The organism is Fictibacillus sp. Mic-4, from assembly GCF_049843615.1.
GTDB lineage: Bacteria > Bacillota > Bacilli > Bacillales > Fictibacillaceae > Fictibacillus_A > Fictibacillus_A gelatini.
The window spans coordinates 1-25,480 of record NZ_JBBHZM010000012.1; the positions used below are offsets into that span (position 1 = coordinate 1).

Below are 25,480 nucleotides of genomic sequence, written 5' to 3' on the forward strand. Positions count from 1 at the left end.
GATGGAATTTATTTATTGTCGGAAATCAACTGTTTATTGTCCAAATGCCATGAAAATAGCACTAAACTAGAGAGTTTGATCTTGTTTTTTGCTTCCATCTTCTTATCTTTTTTACAAGTGAAAATTTATACTTGAAAATAAGAACTTTCTTAGCTGAAGGGGCACTAGTAACGTTGATTTCGCTTTATATGTATGCGTGTTCCCTCTTGAATCTTTAAAAAAACGCCATCCATGTTTGTATCCCTTCATAGAGGGTCATAAAATAAGCTAATATTTACAATTTTGGAAAGGAAGGCGATGATAAGAAGAGGGAAAATTCCCTCTCTATTTAATGTTTTGAAAGGTGATGGAAATACGAAAACGGAAGGGCTTTTATAAGAAAAGAGGGTGTACATATGAACATAATGTCTTTTCACCGCACGATTAAGATCCGATTGTTTGAATCGTTTTTAGGTTCTATGATCGGCAGCATGATTTTTCCCTTTATGGCGATCTATTTATCTCATTATTTCGGGGCAAAAAATGCGGGGTTATTACTATTAATTAATGTTGGAGTTGGGATTGCAATCAACTTTTTCGGAGGCTATTTTTCCGACCAGTTTGGAAGAAAAAGAATCATTGTTTTTGCAGAATCTCTTCGATTTCTCGCTTTTTTTACAATGATGATATCCAATTCCCCGTGGTTTCACTCGCCACTTTTGACGTTTTTTATGATGACGGCCAACAGTGTATGTTGGGGACTTTCCGGACCTGCGAGCCAGGCGATGTTAATGGATGTGAGCAAACCAGAAGAAAGGAAAACGATGTACTCCATTATGTATTGGGCGAACAATCTATCTATCGCACTTGGAGGTGTGGCTGGAGGTTTGTTATTTAAACATTATCTGTTTGAGCTTCTTGTCGCCCTGACGTGTGCTTCACTGTTAACGTGGGTGCTTATCACTTTTTTTATAGATGAAAGCTATAAGCCGGCGCCGGCAAGTCGCGTGACACTTGGAGGACAGGCGAAAAAAATGGCTTCCATGTACACTAGCGTTTTTCGCGATCGGGTGTTCATTTTGTTCGTTCTTGCAGGTCTTCTCGTTCTTTCAATGGAGTTCCAGCTTTCGAACTACATCAGCATTCGCCTGGCAAAGGAAATGAATGTGCAGCATGTGTTTGGCTTAAGTTTCGGGGGAGTTGAGATGACGGGATTTCTTCGCACCGAAAACACGGTGCTTGTCGTTACGCTTGCTCTTTTTGCGGCGAAAATGGCTGGCAAGTGGAGGGATCGGACCGTATTGCTTTCCAGCTGTATCGTCTTTGTCGCAGGTTATGCCGTCATTTCATATTCAAACAATATCTTGCTACTCGTTTTGGCGATGTTATTTGCGACAGTTGCTGAAGTGCTCAGGGTTCCCGTTCAGCAAAATTATATGGCGAGCTTGCCTCCGGACCATGCGCGAAGTTCTTATATGGCCATACAAGGGCTGAATTTTAACCTGGCAATGTTGATCTGCTCGATTACGGTTACGATAAGCGCATTTTTCCCGGGTTTTCTCGTCACGTGCATCATCACAGGAATCGGCCTCATCGGCATACTCATTTTCTTTGCCATTGCTCCGGAACTCGATAGCCGGACGAAGAAAGTTTCCCTCGAAATAGTGAAAGAAGCGAAATAAAATAGCACAACTTATGCACCCCTGTTCAAAAAATAGGGGTGTTTTTGTGCAAGTGATTTTCCGTTCATATTCAGTTCATAAAAACATGGTAAAATCACGATATGAAAAAAACACCATTAAAAATTTCGGGAGGACTCCGATGAAGGATGTAATTGATGATAAGAAAGTCAGAAACTGGCGAATGTTCTATCGGCTTATTAACGAAACGAACCCTTCGAAGCTTCTGTTAATCATTGCTCTTAGTATGAGTGTTCTAACGACGGGCGTTGGATTCGTCGTCCCGTTGTTCACAAAAAAATTAGTCGATGGCTTTTCGATGGCATCGCTAGATTATTGGCAAATCGGCATGCTCGTTATTGCGTTTGTTGCCCAGGCCATCGCCGCCGGTCTATCGATCTATTTATTAAACCGTGTCGGGCACCATGTTGTAGCCAAACTTCGTGACCGTCTATGGTGTAAATTGCTTCATCTCCCCATTTCTTATTATGACAATCATGAAACGGGAGAAACATTGAGCCGTGTAACGAATGATACGGCAGTTGTAAAGGAATTAATTACCGAACACCTTGCCAACTGTTTAACAGGCATCATTTCCATTATCGGCTCTATTACGATTCTTCTCCTTCTTGATTGGAAAATGACAGCAGTGATGCTCCTTGCCGTACCCGTGGCAATGGTGATCTTGATGTTGCTAGGAAGACGGATGTTTATCATTTCAAAAGGAATGCAAGATGAAACAGCCCGGTTTACTGCTGTGCTAAATCAAGTTTTGCCGGAAAACCGGTTAGTAAAGGCTTCAAATGCCGAGGATGTTGAATATAGAAGAGGAAAAAAGGGAATTACAACCTTATTCCAATTTGGCCTTAAGGAAGCGAAAATCCATGCGCTCATTACACCGCTCATTTCGCTTGTTTTAATGGCTGTCATCGTCACGGTTATCGGATATGGCGGGGTGCGTGTCTCTTCCGGGGCACTGACAGCCGGAGACATGGTGGCCTTCATTTTATACCTCATTCAGATCATTATGCCAATGACTCAATTGACCATGTTTTTTACGCAGTTGCAAAAAGCAATGGGAGCGACCGAGAGAATCCATTCCATTCTTGTTGAAAAAGAAGAACATTTATACGAAGGGAAGTCGCTCGATACAATCAATGAGCCGATTCATGTAAAGCATGTTGATTTTTCATATGGCGATGAAATTATTTTAAACGATTTGAATTTTACAATTGAGCCCGGGAAAGTGACGGCGATTGTCGGTCCAAGCGGAGGCGGGAAAACGACAACATTTTCGCTTTTAGAACGATACTACAAGCCAACAAAAGGCAGCATTACACTAGGGAGTACGCCAATTGATGAGTTTTCTCTTCATTCCTGGAGAAGCTACATCGGTTATGTTGCCCAGGAAAGTGCGCTGCTATCGGGAACCATTCGTGAAAATATTTGTTATGGAATTGAAAGGGAAGTTTCTGACGAAGAGCTTCATAAAGTGGCAAAAATGGCATACGCTGATCAATTTATTGAGGAATTGCCGGAGAAATTTGATACTGAAGTAGGCGAGCGGGGAATCAAGCTTTCCGGAGGGCAACGACAACGAATCGCCATCGCACGGGCATTGTTGCGCAATCCGCAAATATTAATGCTCGATGAAGCGACGTCAAGTCTCGACAGCAAATCGGAAATCTATGTCCAAAAGGCACTCGACAATTTAATGAAAGGGCGAACGACGCTCGTCATTGCCCATCGCCTTTCAACGGTCGTTGATGCAGACCAGATTTTATTCATGGAGAAAGGCCATATAACAGGAAGCGGAACGCATGAACAATTGTTCCAGACCCACGAAATGTACAGGGAGTTTGCCACCCGGCAATTGCACGTTCAAGAGGAAGCGAATGAAAGTAAAGGGAAGGAAGCTTTTGAATACCATTGAAATGGAGGCTAGTCATCATGGCAAAACTATTAGTGGTCGACGATGATGATCATATACGCGAGCTGGTCAACGTCTTTTTGCGGAATGAAGGCTTTGAAGTCATTGAAGCGGCAGACGGGGCCGAAGCGCTTCTTAAACTCGAGGCACAAAAAATCGATATGGTCATTATGGATATTATGATGCCGAATATGGACGGCTGGCAGTTATGCAAGGAAATCCGGACATATTATGGTGAATTGCCTATCCTCATGTTGACGGCAAAAGGGGAAACAACGCAAAAGGTGAAAGGGTTTCGGCTTGGAACCGATGATTATCTTGTTAAGCCCTTTGAGCCGGAAGAGTTAGTCATGAGGGTAAAATCCATCTTAAAACGTTATCGTATCTCATTGTCGCAAACCGTTCAAGTCGGCCGGGTCTATATGGATCGAAGCGATTATGAACTATCATGCGAAGGAGAGCCGATGACGTTGCCGCTGAAGGAATTTGAATTGCTGTTTAAGCTTGCGAGTTCTCCTGGTAAAACATTTTCACGCGAACAATTAATTGAAGAAATATGGGGGTATGATTATGAAGGGGATGAGCGTACTGTCGATGTCCATATTAAGCGTTTGCGGGAGAGGTTCCACGAAGAAAAATGCGGGTTTAAAATCCGGACAATCCGCGGTCTTGGCTATCGATTGGAGATAAGCCCGTGAAAAAACGGCAAGTGATGAAAAGATTTTTACTTGGCATATTGATCTTTATGTCCGCCAATGCGATCCTTACTTTTATCGCTTATTATGTAACCTCGAAATTTTACGGCCTGATCGGAAAACATCCGCACGGGGTTTGGGAGCAATTAATTACGGTGCTCGTTGTATTTTTGCTTTTTTCATGCGGGCTATTCTTTTTTTCTTTTATTGGAAGAAGAAGACAGTGGGGGGTATGGGACACAATCGTAGATGCTTTGCGGCGGATGGCAAAGGGAGATTTTAGCGTCAAACTGGACATTCAATCAAATGAGCAAGATCCGCTAGGGAAACTTGTTAAAGGAATTAACGAAATGGCAGAAGAGTTAGGAGAAATGGAGAAAATGCGCCAGGAATTTATCTCGAATGTTTCTCATGAAATACAATCGCCATTAACGTCCATTAACGGATTTGCCAGGGCATTAAAAAATGTTAACTTGACGGATGAAGAGCGCCTTCGTTATTTAACGATCATTGAAATGGAAAGCGGCCGATTATCGAAAATTAGCGACAATTTATTGAAGTTGACTTCGCTGGAATCAAACCACCATCCTTTTGAACCAGTCGAGTACCGGCTCGATAAACAGTTAAGGAGTGTTGTTTTGGCAAGTGAACCAGCGTGGCTTGAAAAAGAAATTGAAATGAATGTTGAGTTGGATAAGCTAACCGTTATTGCTGATCAAGACTTAATGAATCAAGTGTGGACGAATGTATTGCACAACAGCATCAAGTTTACACCGGCGGGCGGGGCAATAGGTGTCAAAGCGAAGATTCAAGGAGACCAGGCGGTTATTTCAATTACAGATACAGGAATAGGAATGACCGAAGAAGACCAAAAACATATTTTCGAGCGCTTTTATAAAGCGGATCCATCAAGGACATCTTCTAAAGGGGGAAGCGGGCTCGGGCTTTCCATCGTCAAAAAAATCGTGGAAATGCATCATGGGACCATTTCGGTTCAAAGTTCACCCGGCAAAGGGACTGTGTTTAGCATTACAATTCCGGCAGGCGTTAAAAAGGTTTAGTTTTCCAGATGCTGCTCATGCCCCCTTTTTTAAAATTTTTGCAGTAAGTCTGCATGAGATCCATCCGTAACGAGGTGATGAAATGTCCGGTTTTTTAAAATTAGGGATTCGTCCTGCATTTATCGACGCCCTTAAGGAAAATGGAATCATAGAACCTACACCCATTCAACAACGCGCGATCCCCGTTTTGTTAAACGGCAAAGATGCGATTGCGAAAGCGCAAACCGGAACGGGGAAAACGATTGCCTTTGTATTGCCATTATTAGAGACGATCCATCCAGAAAAAAACGAAATTCAGGCATTGATCATCACGCCTACAAGGGAACTGGCAATTCAACTTACAAGTGAAGTGAAAAAGATGATTGTGCATGCCGCGGACATTAAAGTACTCGCGGTCTATGGCGGGCAGGATGTAATCGCACAAATGAAAAAACTCGAAGGTACGGTACATATTGTTATAGGGACGCCGGGACGGCTGCTGGATCATGTTCGCCGCGGAACGATCCAACTTTCATCCGTCTCAAAGCTCGTTCTCGATGAAGCAGATCAGATGATGATGGCCGGCTTTTTAGGAGAAGTGGAAGAAATCATCAATTGTACTTCCCCTTCAAGACAGATGATGTTATTTTCGGCAACGATGCCTGAACCCATTCAATCGTTGGCGGCCCGGTTCATGCATGAGCCTGAGATGATTGAAGTTCGAAGCCCGCAATTAACTGTTGAAGACATTGAACAAATGTTGATAGAGACGACCGACCGCAAAAAACAAGCAACGCTTTGCAAACTTATTAATAATAGTCATCCTTCTATGGCGATCGTCTTTTGCCGGACGAAGCGAAGAGCCAGCAAGCTAAATGAATCATTGAAAGCGCAGGGGTATATAACGGAAGCGCTGCACGGCGATTTATCGCAGGCAAAACGGGAAGAGGTAATGGAGAATTTCCGAAAGGGCAAGATTCATTTATTGATTGCCACAGATGTAGCGGCAAGAGGATTAGATGTTGAAGGGGTCAGCCATGTGTTCAATTACGATATTCCACATGATGTGGAAAGCTATATTCATCGCATCGGCCGAACAGGCCGGGCCGGTCAAAAAGGGATTGCGGTCACACTTGTCACTCCGAAGGACGATATGTATTTGAAAAAGATCGAAAAGAGCGGTATTTCCATGGAAAAGATACGTTCAGCCAGTTCAAAACACAACAAAAAATAAGTTTATGAGAAAAACAGTCGGTCCCTCCCGACTGTTTTTTAGGAGTTGAGACGAAAAATATAGGTAGATGTTGTCCGGTAATACTATCAAACGTATAGTTTAAAATGTAATGAACACCGATCTTATAGACGGTTATATCCTGAATCAGGCAGGAATTAGCAGCCGTTTCTCGAATAGATAACATAGCACCCTTTCATTTCACATGGACGGGCATTACTAGATAATACTTGGTATTGCTGGGCGATAGTAATTTCGAACAGATCTAATATTAATCATTTCAAGGAGGAATTTCCTATGGCATTACAGTTTTTTGTAGGCAACGATAATGGTAACAGTGAACATGATATTTTTATTGATGGAAAACTCATTCAACAACCAAATGTGAATTGTTTAGTAGATCAACTTCCATGGAGCGAAGAGGTCACACCTGAAAGCATTGTGAAAAATCTTCAAGATAACCTCATTGTCACAATCGATTCTCCTTCCGCGCGTCCAGGTATGTACTATATTGGAAAGTTCGCGCTTGAAAGCGGGGAATTGCTTGAAAATATTCAAGTAGGCGTTGATTTCAAATACGATGTTGATTTGCCAGTCGTTAATACGCTTGGGCAAATTTCAGCCGTCGCTGTTCAAAAAGTTTTTGAGGAAGAAAAATCGATACCACAGAGCATTGAAGTAATGGTCGATATGGCGACAGCGCTGCCGATTACCCAGCATACAGATGAAACAGCGGCAAAGTTTGAAAGACGGTTTATGGCAGGACCGCACAATGTGACGGTGCACTTAGGAAAATTGCGAGTTGCGGTGAAGGTCATCTTCGATTTTGTCAAGGTTGTTCCAGAAGCGACCCCGGTGACGTTTTCGTTGCAAAAAGATGAAGAAGGCAACTGGAGAAAAGGGGACATCTTTGATGAGTTTGTAGAAAATTACAATATGCCAAAGCATTTCAGCGGTAATTATTTCAGAGATAAACGGATTTTACATACAGATATCGGCGATGGCTCAACGGAATACCCAATTACAGAAGGAAACAAGTTTCTCCGCCAATTCGTTCATGGCAGCAACCATGGAGCGGGTTATGCAATTGAAGAAGCTTTAGTTGAATTCAACCGATTAATTCATCTACCAGACAGTCCAAGACAATTCTTCAGCGATGTTATTAAAAACAAAAACCATAAATACCATTCAAGAGCAATGAAAACATTGAAAAGGCCGCTCGAGGGACAAGCTAAGCAAATCATCAATAATATTCGAAAACAATTGACGAAAGCAAGAAACGAAATTGATGTCATTTGCGTTTATGGCGGAGGAAGCATTCTTATGTACCCAACGCTTTACCCGATGCTAAAAGAATTATGTGACGAGCGTGAAATTAAGCTTTTATATATTCCTGCACAATATGCCGTCACGATGAATGCAAAAGGATTGGATGCCTTTGTTCGCGGGAAAATTTATGAAGCGATCAAGTCCAGAGCAAAACAAACCGTTTAATCCATGCCTTTTTTAAAATGGTAGGGATGAATAATAAAGGCAGGGGGTGAATGTTTTTATGAAAAAGCAAAAGAAACCAGGCGATAACATCAGTTTAAAAACGAAAAAAAACGAATCCCCTTTGATTATTGAATGGATTAATGGCCAAACCAATTTAATGGACTCTATTCGTTATCTCATTGAAAATGAGATCGCAGCCAATGGCGTTCGGAATTTGCAAAATTATATTCCGGCAGAACGGTCTTTCCCGATGGACGCTTCTTCTTTTCCTTTAGAGAAAGGCGAAATTGCTGCAACGAGGGAAGCTTATGGACAATCGAAAAAAGAAGCCGACATTGCGGATGATCCATCTGCTAAAGAAGTAGAAGAACCTCCAATGGAAGATGATATTGACGATGACGATATAGAATCATGGACGTAATTAGTTTAATAACACCGGGTAACACTAAGGATTACCCGGTGTTATTTTATTTTCGACTACCAATCTTCTAACTTTATTTCAGAAATGACATTAAATCCATGCTTTTTAAGCAAGGCAGTCGTTACCCCTATTCCGCTTATTTTCGTTCCGCTAAAATTCCCATCATAAATTTGCGAGCTGCCGCAGGAAGGACTATTTTCCTTAAGGATGACAGATTCCGCGTTTATACTTTTAGCGATCTTCAGCGTTTCTTCAGCTCCTTTGACATAAAGTTCAGTGACATCATTTCCGGACTGATCTACGACCCTGGCTGAACCTTTTAGCACATCATTCCCATCGCCGCCTCTTATTTCCGCAGGGTCTCTTGGGGTAGTAAAGCCGCCGAGCAGCTCAGGGCAAACTAACATCGCTTTCCCTTGTTCAACGAGTTTTTGCAAAGGCTCATCAAGGCTGTGGGTTCCATTATAGCGGCATTCTTTTCCGCCTAAACAAGCGCTGATTAAGATCATATCAATAGCCCCTTTCCTTGTTAGTGCCATTATCCCATAGCATAAGAGAAAAAGAAAAACTGGAATGAATGTACCTTTGCAGCGGCTATGCAGCGCTTACCTGAAGAATAAGTTTGGTTTTTTGTGTCTTTACACTTGTAAATAAATGTGTAAGGTTCTAATATGAAAAAGATAAATCCTCATTGATTTTGCATGCAATGGGAAGAATAGAAGTAAGATTAAGGATTAACGGGGGGCATTATGAATAGGGAGACAAGTATTTCAAAGCGAAAGTTAATCGCGATTAGCGGCTTTAGCTGGATGTTTGATGCAATGGATGTAGGAATATTGTCGTTTATCATTGCCGCGCTGCAAAAGGATTGGAACATTTCATTGAAACAAATGAGCTGGATCGGAAGCGTTAACTCCATCGGAATGGCCGTTGGCGCATTGTTATTTGGGATGTTGGCAGACCGGATGGGCCGTAAAGCCGTATTTATGTTCACATTAGTATTGTTTTCTGTGGGGAGCGGGTTGTCGGCGTTTGCTCCGACTTTAACCATATTTTTGATTTTACGTTTCTTGATCGGAATGGGGCTTGGCGGGGAACTTCCGGTTGCTTCTACGCTCGTTTCCGAAAGCGTACCTGTTAACGAACGGGGGAAAACCGTTGTTTTGCTTGAAAGTTTTTGGGCGGGCGGCTGGCTGTTGGCAGCACTCATTTCGTATTTCGTCATTCCGAAATTTGGCTGGCAGACCGCATTAATCATTACCGCATTGCCTGCTTTTTATGTGCTTTATTTGCGACGGAACTTACCGGATTCCCCACGCTTTCATGTCGATCAAGCACAAAAGTTATCCGTGATCGGGCGGCTGGGCAGCGTCTGGTCGAAACCATATGTCCGGCAAACGGTGATGCTCTGGGTGTTATGGTTTTGTGTCGTGTTTTCTTATTACGGCATGTTTTTATGGTTACCGAGCGTCATGGTAATGAAAGGGTTTAGCTTAATTAAAAGCTTCCAATATGTATTAATTATGACGATCGCGCAGCTGCCCGGTTATTTTACGGCGGCATGGCTCATTGAACGGGCGGGAAGGAAGTTTGTATTAATCACTTATTTAATTGGAACGACAGTAAGTGCATATTTCTTCGGAAGCGCTGACTCTCTAGTTGCATTAATGCTATCGGGCATTTTCCTATCTTTTTTCAACCTTGGGGCATGGGGTGCTCTTTATGCCTATACACCCGAGCAATACCCGACAGAAATTCGCGGTACAGGCGTCGGGATGGCAACTGCTTTTGGCCGGATCGGAGGCATTCTTGGACCATTATTAGTCGGATATTTAGTAAGCCAAAAAACATCGATCAACACTATCTTCGTGATTTTTTGCATTACGATTATTGTAGGCGTGTTAGCTGTATTGCTATTCGGAAAAGAGACAAAGCAAAAAGAAGTAGGATAACCGAAAAAGACTGGATTGAATCCAGTCTTTTTGAGATTGAAAGAAAACAGGTTTGAATGTAAGATGGAGTGATAGAGCCGCGGAAATGATTGATATCATTTCTGAATTGATTGATAACGCTCCGAAATTGAACGAAATCGCGCCTGAATTAATCGATAAACGCAAAAATGATTGATTGGCCCGCTGAATTGATTGATAACGCTCCGAAAATGAATGAAACCGTGCCTGAATTAATCGATAAATGTAAGATGGAGGGACTTGAGCCGCTGTTCTTTTACTGATTAAGCGATAAAATAAGCCAAAACAGACAGGCAAATCGAAGTTATCGTCATTGCGCAGAGCGGCTTCAAGGCTTTTGTGCGGAGATCGCGAAGGCTAACATTCAGCCCAAGTCCGACCATCGCCGCAGTTAAACACCATGTTGTCCCATCTGCAATGAAATTAAGGACGCCTAATGAAACCGGAATGGAATGTCCCAGTACATAGCTTCCTAAAATGCTCATGATGATAAACCCGATTAAAAACCATGGAAATTCAATTGTTGCATCCGATTGATGGGATCCTGATTGACGTTTCATCAAGTACATGAAAATAAAGCATAATGGAACGAGCAGAAAAACCCGGCCTAATTTAGCAAGCAATGCGATGGCCAAACCGTCCTGGCCTGCGGGTGCCGCAGCCAATGCGACATGGGCGATTTCGTGCAGGCTAATCCCCGACCAGATCCCGTAATCAACAGCGGACAAAGGCAGAAATGGTCTGACAATTGTATAACCTATGGCGAAAATCGTTCCCATTAATGCGATGATTCCTACCCCGATCGCTGTATCCTCATCTTTTGACTTCACAATTGGAGCAATCGCGGCAATGGCTGCTGCTCCGCAAACACCCGTTCCAACACCAAGAAGCAACGATATATGTTTATCCGCTTTAAAAAGTTTAGCTAAACCTATCGTTACAAGAATAGCAAAAGTAATGACACCCGCATCACGAACGATCAATCCTAATCCGTCATGCAAAACGGTATCAATATTCAGCTTTAATCCATATAAAATGATGGCTAAACGCAACAATTTTTTGGAAGAAAATTGGATTCCGGAACGAATCGCTTCTGGATACCCGAAAATTTGCCGATACACGACGGCAATGATAATGGCGCACGCTAATTGGCCAACATGATCAAATCCGGGTACTTTTGCAAGCAGAAAACCTAGTAATGCAATTAAAAATGTAAAGGCAACACCGCCGATCCATACTCCGTAAGTTGATGGCTTGTTGTCGGGTTTCGCAGGTTCCTTTTGAGAAGGAGATACTCTTGCGTTTGACATTGCCAAATGAATCACCCCAAATCATTTTCTGTAATTCAAGCATAAGCAATCTGTTGCTATAAGAAAAATAAATCATTATGATGATTACAATAAGTAAACTTATATAATAAGAGGGGTGAAAAGCATATGGATCAACAATTGCTCGTTTTTGTGACGGTTTCAGAGAAGGGGAACTTTTCGCGCGCGGCTGAGGAATTGCATATGACACAACCGGCTGTCAGCCAATATATCCAAACTCTTGAACGGACAATTGGAACGAAGCTTTTAGAACGGACGAATAAATACGTTCGTTTGAACAAAGCGGGTGAAATTGTTTATCACCATGCAAAAGAAATATTGGGACTTTATACGCGGATGCAATCTTTAGTCGACGATTTAACCAATCACGCAAGCGGAAATCTTTCTATAGGGGCAAGCTATACGTTTGGAGAATATGTTTTGCCTCATATCATCGCATATTTACGCGAGCATTATCCGTTAATCAACCCGGCGATATCCATCGGAAATACAAAGGAAATTGAAACATTAGTCGCTAACCATCAATTAGATGTAGGCATAGTTGAAGGGACGTTCAAACATGAAAAATTGGACATGGAACCTTTTTCAGAAGATTTAATGTTTGTTGTCGTTTCGCCTAACCATCACTTAGCCCGCAAAAGGGAAATTAACATGAGTGAATTAGAAAGTGAGACATGGATTGTTCGGGAAGAAGGATCGGGAACGAGGGAATCTACAGATGAAATGTTTCAGAAGTTTGGATTGTCGCCAAAAAAACGAATGGAATTCGGCAGTACGCAAATCATTAAGGAATCGGTAGAGGCCGGACTGGGGATTACATTGCTTTCACAATGGGCGATACGGAAAGAACTAACCATGCATTCGCTGACAACATTGAAAATAAAAGAACTGCCTTTAAAAAGGAAATTTTCAATTGTAACAAAAGGGGATCAATTTCAAACAAAGGCAACAGAAGTGTTTATCCGTTTGCTGAAAGAGAAGTTTTCTAACTTACGAAAGCTGGATAAATAAAAAAGTTCATTTCCTCGGAAATTGTCGAAATACGCATTAAAATCAATAAAGGAAAAAAGGACCTTGTAGCGAAAGATTTTGATATAACTTTAGATGCAAAGGAGATAAGACTGTGTCTGTAGCTAACCGGGATAAAATTTTGGAAGAAGTCAAAAGGATTGTTTTTTCCTGTTTACAAAATACTGAAGCGGTCGTTTATTTATTTGGTTCGTGGGCACGAAAACAAGAGAGGCCAACTTCAGACATAGATATTGCTGTTAGTTATACTTCCTGCCTTCCAGATGGGACGCTCACAAGGTTGCGGTTAGAACTTGAGGAATCTACGATACCTTATCGAGTTGAAATTGTTGACTTAACATATTCGGATGAACAATTTCGTAATAAAGTAAAGGAAGAGGGGATTAAATGGAACGTCTAAAGCAACGATTAAATTTGGCTGAAAAAGCACTTGGTGCCTTTGAAGAAGTGATGGAAATCTAATCACCTTCACCAATTGAAAGGGATGCCGCAATCCAGCGGTTTGAATTCACTTTTGAAGCGATATGGAGAGCTTCGAAACAATGGTTACTCGATGTGGAAGGGATTGACGTTGCCTCTCCAAAAGCAGTGATTCGTTCATGCCGGGAAGTGCAATTAATAAATGATGATGAGGCCATTGTTCTTCTTCAAATGGCAGATGACCTTAATTTGACAGTACATACGTACAACGAGGCTCTGGCAAAAGAAATATATAGTCGCTTAAAAAGTTATGAAGTTCTATTTAGAACGTGGTTGACAAGGGTTAATGAACGTCTATCGACATTATGAAGGAAACCGCTAACCGATGATTTCGGCTGGCGGTTTTCTTTATGTCTGGGGGTGATTAGAGGAAAGAATACATGGGGAACATAAAAAATAGATTAAAATCCATAAAAATTTTTAAAAAATGTCCTCTTCATGTAAACATTTTCGTCGGAATGTGATACATTAATATATATAGATCATTGATATAAAAATGTTTATCGTTATTATTGTGTATTTCTGAAATGTACATTTGTTTTCTTCAATCTGACGCCAAGAATTTGCGTATATAAGCAAAAAAAATCCTGATAGGAGGCGATTTTTTGTGTCAAGCCACACATTAGACAAGTTTTTGCATGAGAATTTAGAGGATTTAAAGAGCAAGGGCCTTTATAACGAAATTGATCCTTTAGAAAGCGCTAACGGGCCAATGATTAAAATCGGCGGCAAAGAGTTGATCAATTTATCCTCAAATAACTACCTTGGATTAGCAACGGATGAAAGATTAAAAGAGGCCGCAAAACAAGCCATTGAAACATATGGCGTAGGTGCGGGTGCTGTTAGGACAATCAATGGAACATTAAAGATCCATTTGGAGCTAGAAGAAAAGTTAGCGAAATTTAAGCATACAGAAGCGGCGATCGCCTATCAATCAGGATTTAACTGTAATATGGCGGCCATTTCAGCTGTGATGGATAAAAATGACGCGATTCTTTCGGATGAGCTTAACCATGCGTCTATTATTGACGGATGCCGGCTCTCAAAGGCGAAAATCATCCGCTTCAACCATTCCGATATGGACGATCTGCGCCAAAAAGCGAAAGAGGCTGTTGAATCCGGGTTATACAATAAAATCATGGTCATTACCGACGGCGTATTCTCCATGGACGGCGATATTGCGAAGTTGCCGGAAATCGTCAAAATCGCTGAAGAATTTGATTTAATTACGTATGTGGACGATGCACATGGATCGGGTGTTTTAGGAAACGGTGCCGGTACGGTTAAACATTTTGGGCTATCGGATAAAATCGATTTCCAGATCGGAACACTATCTAAAGCAATCGGTGTTGTTGGAGGATATGTTGCCGGGAAACAACAATTAATTGATTGGTTAAAAGTAAGAAGTCGCCCGTTCTTGTTTTCGACGTCTTTAACACCGGGCGATGTCGCGGCGTGCATCAAATCGCTTGAAATATTAATGGAGAGCACCGAGTTGCAAGAAAGACTATGGGAAAACGGAAGATATTTAAAGAAAGGCTTGAAAGAACTCGGGTTTAATATCGGAGAAAGTGAAACACCAATTACACCGTGCATTATCGGGGATGAAGTTCAAACCCAACAGTTCAGTAAACGGTTGAATGAAGAAGGCGTATATGCAAAAGCAATCGTATTCCCTACGGTTCCAAAAGGTACGGGAAGGGTTCGCAATATGCCGACTGCGGCGCATACGAAAGAAATGTTAGATCAGGCATTATCGATTTATGAAAAGATCGGAAAAGAAATGGGAATTATTTAGAGACGTTTGGAGGAGCCATTATGAAAAAAATCTTTGTCACCGGAGCGTTAGGCCAAATTGGCTCGGAACTTGTGATGAAATTGCGCGACATTTACGGGTATGACAATGTGATTGCATCAGATATTCGAAAGACAGACAGCGATGTGGTTCATTCAGGTCCATTTGAAATGGTAGACGTCACAGATTCGAAAGCCATTTTTGATATAGCGAAAAAATATGAAGTGGACACGATCATGCATTTAGCGGCATTGCTCTCGGCCACCGCTGAGAAAAAACCGCTTCTTGCCTGGAATTTAAATATGGGCGGCCTCATTAATGCGTTAGAAGTGGCACGGGAATTGAAATGCCAATTCTTTACGCCGAGCTCCATCGGGGCATTCGGTCCAACAACGCCTAAAAACAATACACCGCAAGACACCATTCAACGACCGACAACGATGTATGGTGTTAACAAAGTAGCAGGGGAATTACTGTGTGATTACTATTATGAAAAATTCGGCGTGGACACACGCGGGGTGCGCTTTCCTGGCTTGATCTCCTATGTGGCGCCTCCAGGCGGCGGAACGACGGATTATGCGGTTGAAATTTACTATGAAGCGATTAAAAATGGCAAATACACCTCTTATATTGCACCGGACACGTATATGGACATGATGTATATGCCGGATGCGTTAAAGGCCATTATTACGTTAATGGAGGCAGATTCTTCAAGATTGAAGCATCGAAATGCCTTTAACATCACAGCCATGAGCTTTGAACCTGAGGAACTTGCCGCGGCCATCCGCAAGCATATTCCAGACTTCACAATTGATTATGACGTTGATCCTGTAAGGCAGGCAATTGCCGAAAGCTGGCCGAATTTTATCGACGCCACAGCGGCAAAAGAAGAGTGGGGCTTTGAAGCTGATTATGATTTAGTGAAAATGACGAAAGATATGCTTGAAAAGTTAAGCCAAAAACTACTTTCTAAAGAAATTCAATAATGTAAAAGAAGACAACTCACGCACTTTGAGTTGTCTTCTTTTTTTCATCCAACAACCACTCTTTTGTTATGTGAAAAAGTTGATCTCTGCTTTCCCGGGATAGAAAAGTATGGTTGGCGCCGTAAATCGTTTTATGTTCGGATTGGCCCATTTTCCGCTTTTCGAATTGCTCTTTATAAAGAAAGCTATAATCGACAGGAATGACATCATCTTCATCTCCGTGAGCGATGAGTACATCCCCTTTAAATTGTTGCGCTTCTTGTAAAGGGTGAAAAGCTGATAAAGAATGGAAATAACCATAAGAAAATGGATAGCCTAAATAATCGACAGGTTGAAAGCGGGATTGCCCATATGCCCCCTTGCCTACAATTCGGACAATATCCGTAAAAGGAAAGGCGACCGCTGACCATAAAATCAGCCGTTGAATCCGAGAATCCCGGGCAGCTGTGAGCAACGCGACAGCTCCGCCCAGGCTATGGCCCAGCAGCGTGATTCGATCGCAGTCAACCGAATGAATGGTTTCTGCATAATTAAGCACATCCCCCGTTTGCCGGATCAGGCTATCCAGTCCGCCTTCTCCATAATCACCGCTGCTTTCTCCGCAGCCTCCATAATCGAAGCGAAGAACAAAAAAACCTTGTGAAGATAGCTCACGTGCAGCATGGACAAATAATCGGTGCTCTCCGATTCGATTTCCGACAAAGCCATGACAAATAATAACAAGCGGGCCACGGCCATTTATAAAATGTTGCTGATTCGAGGGATCATGCAACGTTGCAGCAAGTGTAAGCCCATTACTTTGAATCGCCAAATTCTTTTCCAAATCGGTCTCCCCTTCCTTATTGTTAAGTGAGATGGACGCCATCCCGGAATTTTTCTGTAAGTCTTTCAATCGCCTTGATTTCATAATCGTTTCTTGAGTCATACGCATCATCCAGACGGTCGGACAATTTTTGAATTAAATAGTCAGTCTCTTCTCGGCTCAAATGATAAGGCAAATAAGGGTACGGATTGCTTAACTTTTTGAAAAGAGAAAGAATCACTTTTTTGTCATGCTCCAACGTTGTTACGTTTTGTAAGGATGAAAGGTAATTGCAAAGAAAAGAACGCTCCCTTAATGTAATAAAACCCATTAAAATCACCCCTCATTTTTAATTTATACTAATCCTACCACTTTAATCGGAATTAGAAAAGAGAATTTTGAAATTTTATTAGCCCATTCACGTGAACGCCCATTTGGGCATATGCTGGTTTGTGAAGAATCTAGAAGGAAGTGAGACGATGGCGGGCAAAATCAAAAATTATTTTGCGGGCGGAAATACGGCCAGAGGATTTTATAATTTGTTTGATTCGAATTTGCAAGGGCTTGAGCGCCTGTTTATTTTAAAAGGCGGTCCAGGGACGGGGAAATCGACGTTAATGAAACATATCGGGGGCGAGTGGAGCGGAAAAGGCTTTGCGATTGAATATGTCCATTGCTCATCGGATAACGAGTCGATTGATGGCGTGATCATCCCGGCATTAAAGGTTGGAATTGTAGACGGCACTGCCCCTCATGTCATTGAACCGAAAGCACCGGGAGCCGTTGAGGAATATGTAAATTTAGGCGAAGCGTGGGATTCAGAAAAGTTAATGAAGCATAAAGATAAGATCCATAAGTGCTGTGGCGAAATAAGCAAGTCTTATGAAAATGCTTATGCCAGGTTTGCAGAAGCATTAAGCATTCATGATGAATGGGAAGAAATATATATTAACAACATCGATTTTTCAAAGCTGAATCAATTGACGGAAAAGCTGACCGACGCTTTATTTGGCAAACATAAGAAAAGTAAAGTGGCGGATAGACGCCATCGGTTTTTAGGAGCGGCAACGCCAAAAGGTGCGGTCGATTTCATCCCGAATTTAACAGAAGATGTTAAGAAAAGGTACTTTTTAAAAGGACGCCCGGGCTCGGGGAAATCAACGATGTTGAAAAAGCTGGCAGAGGAAGCCGAATCGAGAGGATTGGATGTGGAGATTTACCATTGCGGCTTTGACCCTCATAGTCTTGATATGGTAATCGTAAGGGAGCTCGGTTTTGCCATCTTTGACAGCACGGCTCCACATGAATATTTTCCGGATCGATCAACCGATGAGGTGATTGATTTGTATGAAGCAGCTATCGCTCCAGGAACAGATGAGAAATTTGCCGATCAGTTAAAAGAAATTTCAGGAAGGTATTCAGCCAAAATGAAAGAGGCCACCAGCTGGCTGCAAAACGCAAAAGCTCTGCACGATGAATTAGAGTCATTCTATATCAAAGCAATTAATTTTTCTAAAATTGATCAAATCAGAGATGAAATCAATGCCGAGATTGACAGAATGGCAGGAATCGCGTCAACATAAGAAACATTACAAAGGCAGGAGTTTTTTGCCTATAAATAAATGAAGTAGAGCATTCAGCTCTACTTCATTATATTTTTTGCGCCTCTTTTTCGTATTGACGGAAAGCCGCATGATTGGTTGGGCCGACGTATTCATTTAAGCGGAAAGAGTGGCGGATCGCTGCCGTAATGAATTGTTTAGCTGTTTGTATAGCTTCTTTTACCGGTTTTCCTTTTGCCAGCTCGGCCGTAATGGCTGCCGAATACGTACATCCTGCCCCGTGCGTATAGGTGGTATCGATTCGTTCAGATTCTAAAATATCGAATGTCTTTCCATCGTATAGCAAATCGATAGCACCTGCATGTTCTAACTTCGCGCCGCCTTTAATCAAGACGTATTTCGCCCCGAGCTCATGAATTTTGGCTGCTGCATCTTTCATATCGTCTACGGTTTTAATTGGCGCTTTTTTGCTGAGCTGGGCGGCTTCAAATAGATTTGGAGTGACAACGAGCGCCTTTGGCACAAGGACATCACGAAGGCAATCATTCGTTTCCGGATGAAGTGCTTCGTCTTGCCCTTTACATACCATTACTGGGTCGATAACGACGTTTTTCACTTCATGTTCTTCGATTTGTTTAGCGGCAACTTCAATGATATCGATTGCACCGAGCATTCCTGTTTTTAAGGCGTCAACGCCAACGGAAAAAATGGTTTCGAGCTGCGCTTCCAGCGTGCTTGCCGCAATCGGGAAGACATGATGGAACCAATTGTTTTTTGGGTCCATCGCAACAAGCGTTGTAATCGCTGTCATTCCATACACACCGCGTTCTTGGAACGTTTTTAAATCGGCTTGCAGACCGGCGCCTCCGCTTGAATCCGAACCTGCAATCGTTAATGCTTTTGGCATTGTCATAAAGCTTTTTTCCCCCTTTTAATTTAGTATTTCTCGTTTTGCGAGCATTTGCTATAAAAATTATATCATATTGTCACAGGAATAATCGTTGGCAAGAACTGTGACAGTCACCCTGCTAAAGAAGATCTTTGATTCGCCGAGAAAAGCTTTTCGATGCAGGCAGGCAGCAAATCGAGCAATGTTTCAAAGGCGTAGTCTACATTTAACCGTTCATGACGCTGATGGGCATCTCTGCCAACAGGGCCGAGATTGAGGACTGGAACGTTGAACTGTTCGAGATCATCAAGCGGCAATGAATAGCCGTTATTCCAGAGCGGCATGTTAGCGACTAGCGGATGCAATGTTTCTGCCGGATGCGCCAGGCCAACATAACTGAGATCGGAAATGCCGCCAAAGTAGTTTTGTTGTTTGAGTGTAACGCCGTGCTTCGCTATCGCATCATCCATCATTTCAGAGGATACCTGTTGAATGAGCGGATGGTTCCTTGAACAAACGGCAGGATAATACGGTGGAGCAAAGAAGAGAACGATCATCGGCGAAAGTTCCTTGCACAATATCGCAAGCTGATCAACCCGCTTAATCGTCGCATCCCGGTCATCTTTGCCGCTTTCATAACCTGAGATCGCATGAATCCGCTCCACTTCCTCTTTTCCATAGTTTTTAACAGCGTAATTTAACAATTCTTCATAGGTTAGCACATTAACGTTTAACTCCGGTGGTGTAAATGCATCCAGCTTAGCGAAACTCTCAGCATGAGCCGCATAAGATGACTTGATTTTTTCCGCAACAGAAAGAGCCGTTTGCCTGAGAGGTTCGACAATTTCCTCCATCGTTTTCTCGAATAAAAACAAGTTGAACAATGTCACCGCACGATGGGGAATTTGGACCGAGTAATCTTCCTTTAAATCGCGCTGGATGAGATTCGTTGGCGGAGGGGTAACATCGCCTTCTACTTTTTCGCAAAAATCGGTATTGAGTTCCAATTCGGCCGTTAGTAAAGACGCCATGAGATTGCCGTTTAATCCGGAAAACGGTTCGCCGACATGCGTTTCTTTTCCATAGCAAAGGAAGCCGGGAAGCACTTTCCCGATGGTCCCGGTATAAATATAATGGTTTTGATCACCGGGATACCGGGTGAACATCGGCTCGGAGTTTAATACCGTTATATACGTAAGATCGTTCTTTTTCGCAAAATCGTTTAGAAAAGGCACGGCGGCTCTCATGCCGATGGAATTGACTTCTTCATCCGGTACGGTTAAAAGCAGAAGGTTTCCATCAAATTTGCCGCTACACGCCTGTTCGATCATTGCCATATGCATGGCGAGCCCGCATTTCATATCCATCGTGCCACGGCCGAATAACCAGTTGCCTTCTTTTATTTCCCGCTGGACATCTGGAGGCAACTCTTCTTTGTTTTTATAAAACAGGTCGGTTAATTCCTTTGGCTTAAAAGCGAGTTCTTTCCACGCACCGTAATCTTCAACATCAACTACGTCAAAATGGCTGATAAGAATAATCGTATCTTTGACATCGGGCCGTTTTTTGACTAATGCCGCAACGAAATAACGGCCGTCACCGGTTGGCACTTTCTGGAGATGCTCTTCATGCTTTTGAAAATAAGGAAGCGCATGAAGCTCATTCACGACAAACCCGGGCAGGTCGATTTCCGCTTGAGAGCCGGTTATGCTAGGAATGCTAACAAGGTCACACAATAAGTCAATTAATTGTTCTTTTTTCGCCCACTTTTTTTCCATTGTGTTCACTCTCCTGTTTTTCTGTATTATGGAATCAGTTTCCGAATAATAGATAAAAAATTTTACGGCGTTTTGCCGACTTGTAGTGATATTTCTTCCGCTGCTTCGATGACTTTATCGATCAAGAACGATAAGCGCTCATCCGTAATGCTGTAGCTAAGAACGCCGATGCTTATAGCTCCCATCACTTTTTGGTCGAAACCGATAATAGGCGCGGCGATTGATGCGGTTCCTTCTGTTTTTTCACCATAGCTAACCGCATAACCTTTCTTTTGAACCTCCGATAGCTGCTCCGCTAATTCTTTCTTTTTTGTCTCGGAAATGAGGAGCTTGTCCATGATTCGTTTAGCGTCTATCGGGTTCATAAAGGCAAGCATCGTTTTATTTGCCGCCCCGATATTCATTGGGATCCGTTCTCCAAGGTTATCGGTCATCCGCACCTTTAGCGGACTGTCAACCCTTTCAATGATAATGGAATTTATCCCGCTCAACATGTTTAAATAGATGCTTTCTTGCACTTCCTGTGCCAGCTTCTCCATAACGGGCCTGGCTACGGACCTGAAGTCCATATTTTCAAGCAGCTTCAAACCGATCTCCATCCATGTTAGCCCAATTTTATATTGCTTCGTTTCGGGGACCTGGGCAACGAGGCCATAGTTTGTTAATGAACGAAGCAAGCGATGGACGGTGCTTAATGGAAGCTCGGCTTGTTCTGCGATTTCCGATATTGACCAATTGGGTTTATGATCGTCGGAAGTAAGAATGTGGATAATTTGCATTGCACGATCAATAGATTGAACCATTTGAAACCCCTTACAGTTTTCTGTCGTTTTGTCTAGTATTACTCATTTTATACCATGAATATGAGAATGATGGCAATAAGGCTAATGATTTTTCCGACAAAAATAAATTTTCGAACAAATTCTTGACAATCCGGTTTGGGATGTTTTAAATTAAAAATAAATTTTTCATTATTCCGAAAGCGTTTTCACTATATGGAAAGTTACAGGGGAGGAATTTTTATATGTTTAAACATGTTATCGTGCGACAACCGGGAAAAAGTTATGTGAATGGACTAACGACGTCGAATTTAGGAAAACCGGATTATGAAAAACTTCTTACACAGCATAAAGCTTATGTTGAGGCGCTAAAAAAATGCGGGGTTGAGGTCACCGAACTTGAAGCAGATGAGAACTATCCTGATTCTACATTTGTAGAGGATACGGCCGTTTTGACCGAGAAGTTTGCTGTCATTACGAATCCAGGAGCCGAAAGCCGCAACGGTGAAATCATTCACATGAAGGAAGTGATTAAAGACTTTTATCAAGCGATCGAATCCATCCATTCCCCGGGTACCTTAGATGGAGGAGATGTCCTTCAAGTGGAAAACCATTTTTACATCGGCCTGTCGGATCGAACAAATGAGGAAGGGGCCAACCAGCTAAAACAGATTTTAGAAAAATACGGATATGGTGCAACGATCGTGCCGCTAAAGGAATTTTTCCATTTGAAAACAGGTATCGCTTATTTAGGCAACAATGACCTTGTACTGGCCGGTGAGTTTGTGGATAGCGGACTTTTCCAATCGTTTAACCGCATTGTCGTAGAAAAAGAAGAGGAATACGCAGCAAACTGCATTCGTGTCAACGATTATGTCATTATTCCTAAAGGCTATGAAAATACGAAGAAAAAAATAGTGGATGCCGGTTATGATGTCATCGAATTAGAAATGTCCGAATTTCAAAAACAGGACGGAGGATTGAGCTGTCTTTCCTTACGATTTTAATACGCTGGAATAGGGGTGACATGATGAAGTACGGATGCCAATCGATGGTCGGGAAATTAGAAAGTGTTTTAATAAAACATCCGAAAGATGCCTTCATCAATCAGGACCATCTTCGTAAACATTGGGAAGAGTATCGCTATGTAAGTTGTCCCGATTATGATAAAGCATTAGAAGAATATGAGAAGTTTGAACGCCTTTTAAAAGAACATGTTCCAAATGTCCATTACCTTCCGCGATCAGATGAGGCCGGGCTCGATTCCATTTACGCCCATGATTCCGTTAAACTCACGAAACAGGGAGCGATTCTCTTAAAGCCCGGGAAATGGTTGCGCCAGGGAGAACCAGGGGCGACGGAGGCCTATTTTTCGAAAATCGGGGTCCCTATTCTTGGAGCGATAACCGGTGAAGGAAGAGTGGAAGGCGGAGATGTCGTCTGGCTTGATGAACGAACACTCGCTGTCGGGCGCGGGTATCGTACAAATGATGAAGGAATCCGTCAATTACGGGAGATAACAAAAGAATTAGTTGATGAGTTTATTGTCGTTCAGCTTCCGCACGGAAACGGACCTGACGAATGTTTGCATTTAATGTCGATCATTAGCCTGGTTGATCGTGATTTAGCTGTCGTCTATTCTGAATTGATGCCCGTTTCATTCAGAGAGCTATTAATGGAAAGAGGAATCAAGCTGATTGAAGTGCCGAAGAACGAATACGATACGTTAGGGTCCAATGTGCTTGCCCTTGCGCCAAGAAAGTGCTTAATGTTAACGGGCAATCGTGAAACGAAAAGCATGCTTGAAGCCGAGGGAGCAGAAGTATTCGAATATGAAGGAGAAGAAATTTCTTTGAAAGGGACAGGCGGCCCCACTTGTTTGACAAGCCCGCTATACCGCTTATAACAGACGGTTCACCTTTAGGCCGAATCTATTTTCCTGAAGGTGGATCCGTATAAATTATTTTATCTGAAGATTCCATCTATTTTTCTATCCTTTTAAAGAGAGGGTTTTGTAATGGAACAGGAGAAGAATACCCAACTAAAACGGTCAATGAAAAGCAGGCATTTATTCATGTTGTCCCTCGGTGGGGTCATCGGAACAGGCTTATTTCTGAATGCCGGGCTTACCATTAATCAAGCTGGACCGGGCGGAGCGATTGTCGCGTTTTTAGCCGGCGGACTTCTTTTATACTTAGTCATGGTTTGTCTTGGTGAGTTATCGGTCTTCATGCCAGTCACCGGCTCTTTTCAGGAATATGCGACGAGATTCATCGGACCTGGCACTGGATTCATGCTCGGCTGGATGTATTGGATGTGTTCCGCCGTCACAGCCGGTGCAGAGTTTACGGCGGCTGGTGTGCTGATGAAACGGTGGTTTCCCCATACGCCTGTATGGATATGGTGCCTATTTTTTATCGTGTTGCTATTTTCGATCAATGCCTTGACGACGAAAGCGTTTGCCGAAGCGGAATATTGGTTTTCAGGGCTTAAAGTTCTTGCTGTTATTTTATTCATCATTATTGGTGGGGCCGCCGTTTTTGGCTTGATTCACATGGATGGGAAACCTGCTCCGTTTTTCTCTAATTTTACGAGCGGCGGAGGATTGTTTCCTAAAGGGTTTTCGATCGTATTTGTAACGATGATGAGCGTCGTATTTTCCTATCAAGGATCGGAGATTATCGGCATTGCCGCAGGCGAAAGCGATGATCCGGTGAAAAATATTCCGAAAGCGATTCGCAATGTCGTCTTTCGCATCCTCATTTTTTATGTCGCATCGGTTGTGATTCTTTCGGCCTTATTTCCGGCAATAGACCTTGGCTTACTGAAAAGCCCGTTTGTGACGGTTTTTGACTCGGTAGGCATTCCATATGCGGCAGATATAATGAATGTTGTTATTTTAACAGCTGTACTTTCTGTAGGGAACTCCTGTCTTTATGCATCGACCCGGCTGCTCTGGGCACTGTCGAATAATCAAATGGCACACCCCGCTTTTGGTAAACTGACGAAACGCGGGATTCCACTGAATGCATTGTTCGTTTCTCTTGGGTTTTCGCTTCTTTCGCTACTGACAAGTGTCATTGCGGCAGATACGGTCTTTGTCTTTTTAATGTCCGTCTCAGGGATTGCGATTACAATCACCTGGATGGGAATCGCCCTGTCGCAGTTCAATTTCCGCAGGCAGTATATAAAAGAAGGCGGGAAACTGGAAAACCTGCAATATCGGACGCCATTGTATCCATTTGTCCCGATCCTTTGCTTGATCATGTGCGCCGTCGTTTTGATCTACCCGCTTTTTGACCCGACGCAGCGCTCAGCCGTACTTTACGGGCTTGGCTTTATGCTTTTGTGTTATCTTTATTACTATATCCGGTATGGTAGGGTAAATAAAAAAACCTCGACCCTTCCGGATGTAAATAGCAGCCTTGATGTAAAGGCAGGAGAACAATAGACTTCTAAGCAAAACAACCTTTTCAGTGAGTGAAAAGGTTGTTTTTGCTGTTGGAGTACTAAATATTTTTACTAGAATTGTAAGGGGATTTTTATCATGTTAAAATAATCTGGGTACATTTGGGATTTCAAAGCATATTTTCCCTAATTCATTTTATTTTTG

At 42.5% G+C, this 25,480-nt stretch carries 24 protein-coding genes; 17 read left to right on the top strand and 7 right to left on the bottom strand.

Annotated elements, in window-relative coordinates; translation table 11 throughout:
* The first annotated feature begins 395 nt into the window (after positions 1-395).
* The 7 genes from WD019_RS09775 (at position 396) to WD019_RS09805 (ending at position 8,469) form a co-directional block, all read left to right on the top strand.
* Positions 396-1,661 carry an MDR family MFS transporter gene (locus WD019_RS09775; protein WP_425711367.1) on the top strand — a complete coding sequence of 422 codons (1,266 nt, stop codon included), beginning with the start codon at positions 396-398 and terminating at the stop codon, positions 1,659-1,661.
* Between the two features lie 139 nt (positions 1,662-1,800).
* A complete protein-coding gene (locus WD019_RS09780; protein WP_425711368.1) occupies positions 1,801-3,591 on the top strand; it encodes an ABC transporter ATP-binding protein in 1,791 nt (596 codons plus the stop codon).
* A 17-nt stretch (positions 3,592-3,608) separates the two neighbouring features.
* A complete protein-coding gene (locus WD019_RS09785; RefSeq protein WP_026678881.1) occupies positions 3,609-4,286 on the top strand; it encodes a response regulator transcription factor in 678 nt (225 codons plus the stop codon).
* Complete coding sequence (locus WD019_RS09790) at positions 4,283-5,344, top strand: sensor histidine kinase (protein ID WP_026678880.1); 1,062 nt, start codon at positions 4,283-4,285, stop codon at positions 5,342-5,344. Before WD019_RS09785 ends, WD019_RS09790 begins: the two co-directional genes overlap by 4 nt.
* 82 nt (positions 5,345-5,426) lie before the next feature.
* The gene (locus WD019_RS09795; protein ID WP_425711369.1) at positions 5,427-6,557 is read left to right on the top strand and encodes a DEAD/DEAH box helicase; all 1,131 of its coding nucleotides are present in this window, start codon (positions 5,427-5,429) and stop codon (positions 6,555-6,557) included.
* Between the two features lie 294 nt (positions 6,558-6,851).
* Entirely contained in the window at positions 6,852-8,048 is a 1,197-nt protein-coding gene (locus WD019_RS09800) for a ParM/StbA family protein (protein WP_026678879.1), read from the top strand.
* Positions 8,049-8,106: 58 nt separating this feature from the next.
* Positions 8,107-8,469 (top strand): hypothetical protein, encoded by a 363-nt coding sequence (locus WD019_RS09805; RefSeq protein ID WP_425711370.1) that lies wholly within the window; start codon positions 8,107-8,109, stop codon positions 8,467-8,469.
* 56 nt (positions 8,470-8,525) lie between these two features.
* Here WD019_RS09805 and WD019_RS09810 read toward each other — a convergent pair whose 3' ends face one another.
* Positions 8,526-8,978, bottom strand: a complete 453-nt coding sequence (locus WD019_RS09810; RefSeq protein WP_425711371.1) for a DUF523 domain-containing protein — start codon at positions 8,976-8,978, stop codon at positions 8,526-8,528.
* A 240-nt stretch (positions 8,979-9,218) separates the two neighbouring features.
* On the opposite strand from WD019_RS09810, the gene WD019_RS09815 reads away from it, so the two are divergent.
* Positions 9,219-10,421, top strand: a complete 1,203-nt coding sequence (locus WD019_RS09815; protein ID WP_026678876.1) for an MFS transporter — start codon at positions 9,219-9,221, stop codon at positions 10,419-10,421.
* A gap of 281 nt (positions 10,422-10,702) precedes the next feature.
* Here WD019_RS09815 and WD019_RS09820 read toward each other — a convergent pair whose 3' ends face one another.
* Positions 10,703-11,749 carry a YeiH family protein gene (locus WD019_RS09820; protein WP_425711414.1) on the bottom strand — a complete coding sequence of 349 codons (1,047 nt, stop codon included), beginning with the start codon at positions 11,747-11,749 and terminating at the stop codon, positions 10,703-10,705.
* A gap of 126 nt (positions 11,750-11,875) precedes the next feature.
* Between WD019_RS09820 and WD019_RS09825 the strand changes: the two genes are divergently transcribed.
* The 5 genes from WD019_RS09825 to WD019_RS09845 all read left to right on the top strand — a co-directional run bounded on the left by WD019_RS09825 (position 11,876) and on the right by WD019_RS09845 (position 16,057).
* A complete protein-coding gene (locus WD019_RS09825; protein WP_425711372.1) occupies positions 11,876-12,778 on the top strand; it encodes a LysR family transcriptional regulator in 903 nt (300 codons plus the stop codon).
* 112 nt (positions 12,779-12,890) lie between these two features.
* A complete protein-coding gene (locus tag WD019_RS09830; protein ID WP_051291567.1) occupies positions 12,891-13,196 on the top strand; it encodes a nucleotidyltransferase family protein in 306 nt (101 codons plus the stop codon).
* 74 nt (positions 13,197-13,270) lie between these two features.
* Positions 13,271-13,585 carry an HI0074 family nucleotidyltransferase substrate-binding subunit gene (locus WD019_RS09835; protein WP_211235579.1) on the top strand — a complete coding sequence of 105 codons (315 nt, stop codon included), beginning with the start codon at positions 13,271-13,273 and terminating at the stop codon, positions 13,583-13,585.
* A gap of 298 nt (positions 13,586-13,883) precedes the next feature.
* Positions 13,884-15,074 carry a glycine C-acetyltransferase gene (locus tag WD019_RS09840; RefSeq protein WP_425711373.1) on the top strand — a complete coding sequence of 397 codons (1,191 nt, stop codon included), beginning with the start codon at positions 13,884-13,886 and terminating at the stop codon, positions 15,072-15,074.
* A 20-nt stretch (positions 15,075-15,094) separates the two neighbouring features.
* On the top strand, positions 15,095-16,057 hold the full coding sequence (locus WD019_RS09845) for an L-threonine 3-dehydrogenase (RefSeq protein ID WP_425711374.1): 963 nt from the start codon (positions 15,095-15,097) through the stop codon (positions 16,055-16,057).
* Between the two features lie 16 nt (positions 16,058-16,073).
* Here the strand turns inward: WD019_RS09845 and WD019_RS09850 are convergent, their stop codons facing one another.
* Both WD019_RS09850 and WD019_RS09855 read right to left on the bottom strand, forming a co-directional pair.
* Complete coding sequence (locus WD019_RS09850) at positions 16,074-16,880, bottom strand: alpha/beta hydrolase family protein (RefSeq protein WP_425711375.1); 807 nt, start codon at positions 16,878-16,880, stop codon at positions 16,074-16,076.
* Between the two features lie 22 nt (positions 16,881-16,902).
* Positions 16,903-17,190, bottom strand: a complete 288-nt coding sequence (locus WD019_RS09855) for a hypothetical protein (protein ID WP_425711376.1) — start codon at positions 17,188-17,190, stop codon at positions 16,903-16,905.
* A gap of 148 nt (positions 17,191-17,338) precedes the next feature.
* Between WD019_RS09855 and WD019_RS09860 the strand changes: the two genes are divergently transcribed.
* Complete coding sequence (locus WD019_RS09860) at positions 17,339-18,442, top strand: PRK06851 family protein (protein ID WP_425711377.1); 1,104 nt, start codon at positions 17,339-17,341, stop codon at positions 18,440-18,442.
* A 67-nt stretch (positions 18,443-18,509) separates the two neighbouring features.
* Here the strand turns inward: WD019_RS09860 and pdxK are convergent, their stop codons facing one another.
* The 3 genes from pdxK to WD019_RS09875 all read right to left on the bottom strand — a co-directional run bounded on the left by pdxK (position 18,510) and on the right by WD019_RS09875 (position 21,891).
* Positions 18,510-19,334, bottom strand: coding sequence for a pyridoxine/pyridoxal/pyridoxamine kinase (gene pdxK / locus WD019_RS09865; RefSeq protein WP_425711378.1), 825 nt, complete (start codon positions 19,332-19,334; stop codon positions 18,510-18,512).
* 107 nt (positions 19,335-19,441) lie between these two features.
* Positions 19,442-21,088 carry a M20/M25/M40 family metallo-hydrolase gene (locus WD019_RS09870; protein WP_425711379.1) on the bottom strand — a complete coding sequence of 549 codons (1,647 nt, stop codon included), beginning with the start codon at positions 21,086-21,088 and terminating at the stop codon, positions 19,442-19,444.
* Between the two features lie 62 nt (positions 21,089-21,150).
* Positions 21,151-21,891: an IclR family transcriptional regulator gene (locus WD019_RS09875; RefSeq protein WP_425711380.1), complete on the bottom strand. Its 741-nt coding sequence runs from the start codon at positions 21,889-21,891 to the stop codon at positions 21,151-21,153.
* 221 nt (positions 21,892-22,112) lie between these two features.
* Between WD019_RS09875 and WD019_RS09880 the strand changes: the two genes are divergently transcribed.
* The 3 genes from WD019_RS09880 (at position 22,113) to WD019_RS09890 (ending at position 25,318) form a co-directional block, all read left to right on the top strand.
* Complete coding sequence (locus WD019_RS09880) at positions 22,113-22,874, top strand: dimethylarginine dimethylaminohydrolase family protein (protein WP_425711381.1); 762 nt, start codon at positions 22,113-22,115, stop codon at positions 22,872-22,874.
* A gap of 23 nt (positions 22,875-22,897) precedes the next feature.
* The gene (locus WD019_RS09885) at positions 22,898-23,773 is read left to right on the top strand and encodes a dimethylarginine dimethylaminohydrolase family protein (protein WP_425711415.1); all 876 of its coding nucleotides are present in this window, start codon (positions 22,898-22,900) and stop codon (positions 23,771-23,773) included.
* A 111-nt stretch (positions 23,774-23,884) separates the two neighbouring features.
* Positions 23,885-25,318 carry an amino acid permease gene (locus WD019_RS09890; RefSeq protein WP_425711382.1) on the top strand — a complete coding sequence of 478 codons (1,434 nt, stop codon included), beginning with the start codon at positions 23,885-23,887 and terminating at the stop codon, positions 25,316-25,318.
* Positions 25,319-25,480: the final 162 nt, after the last annotated feature.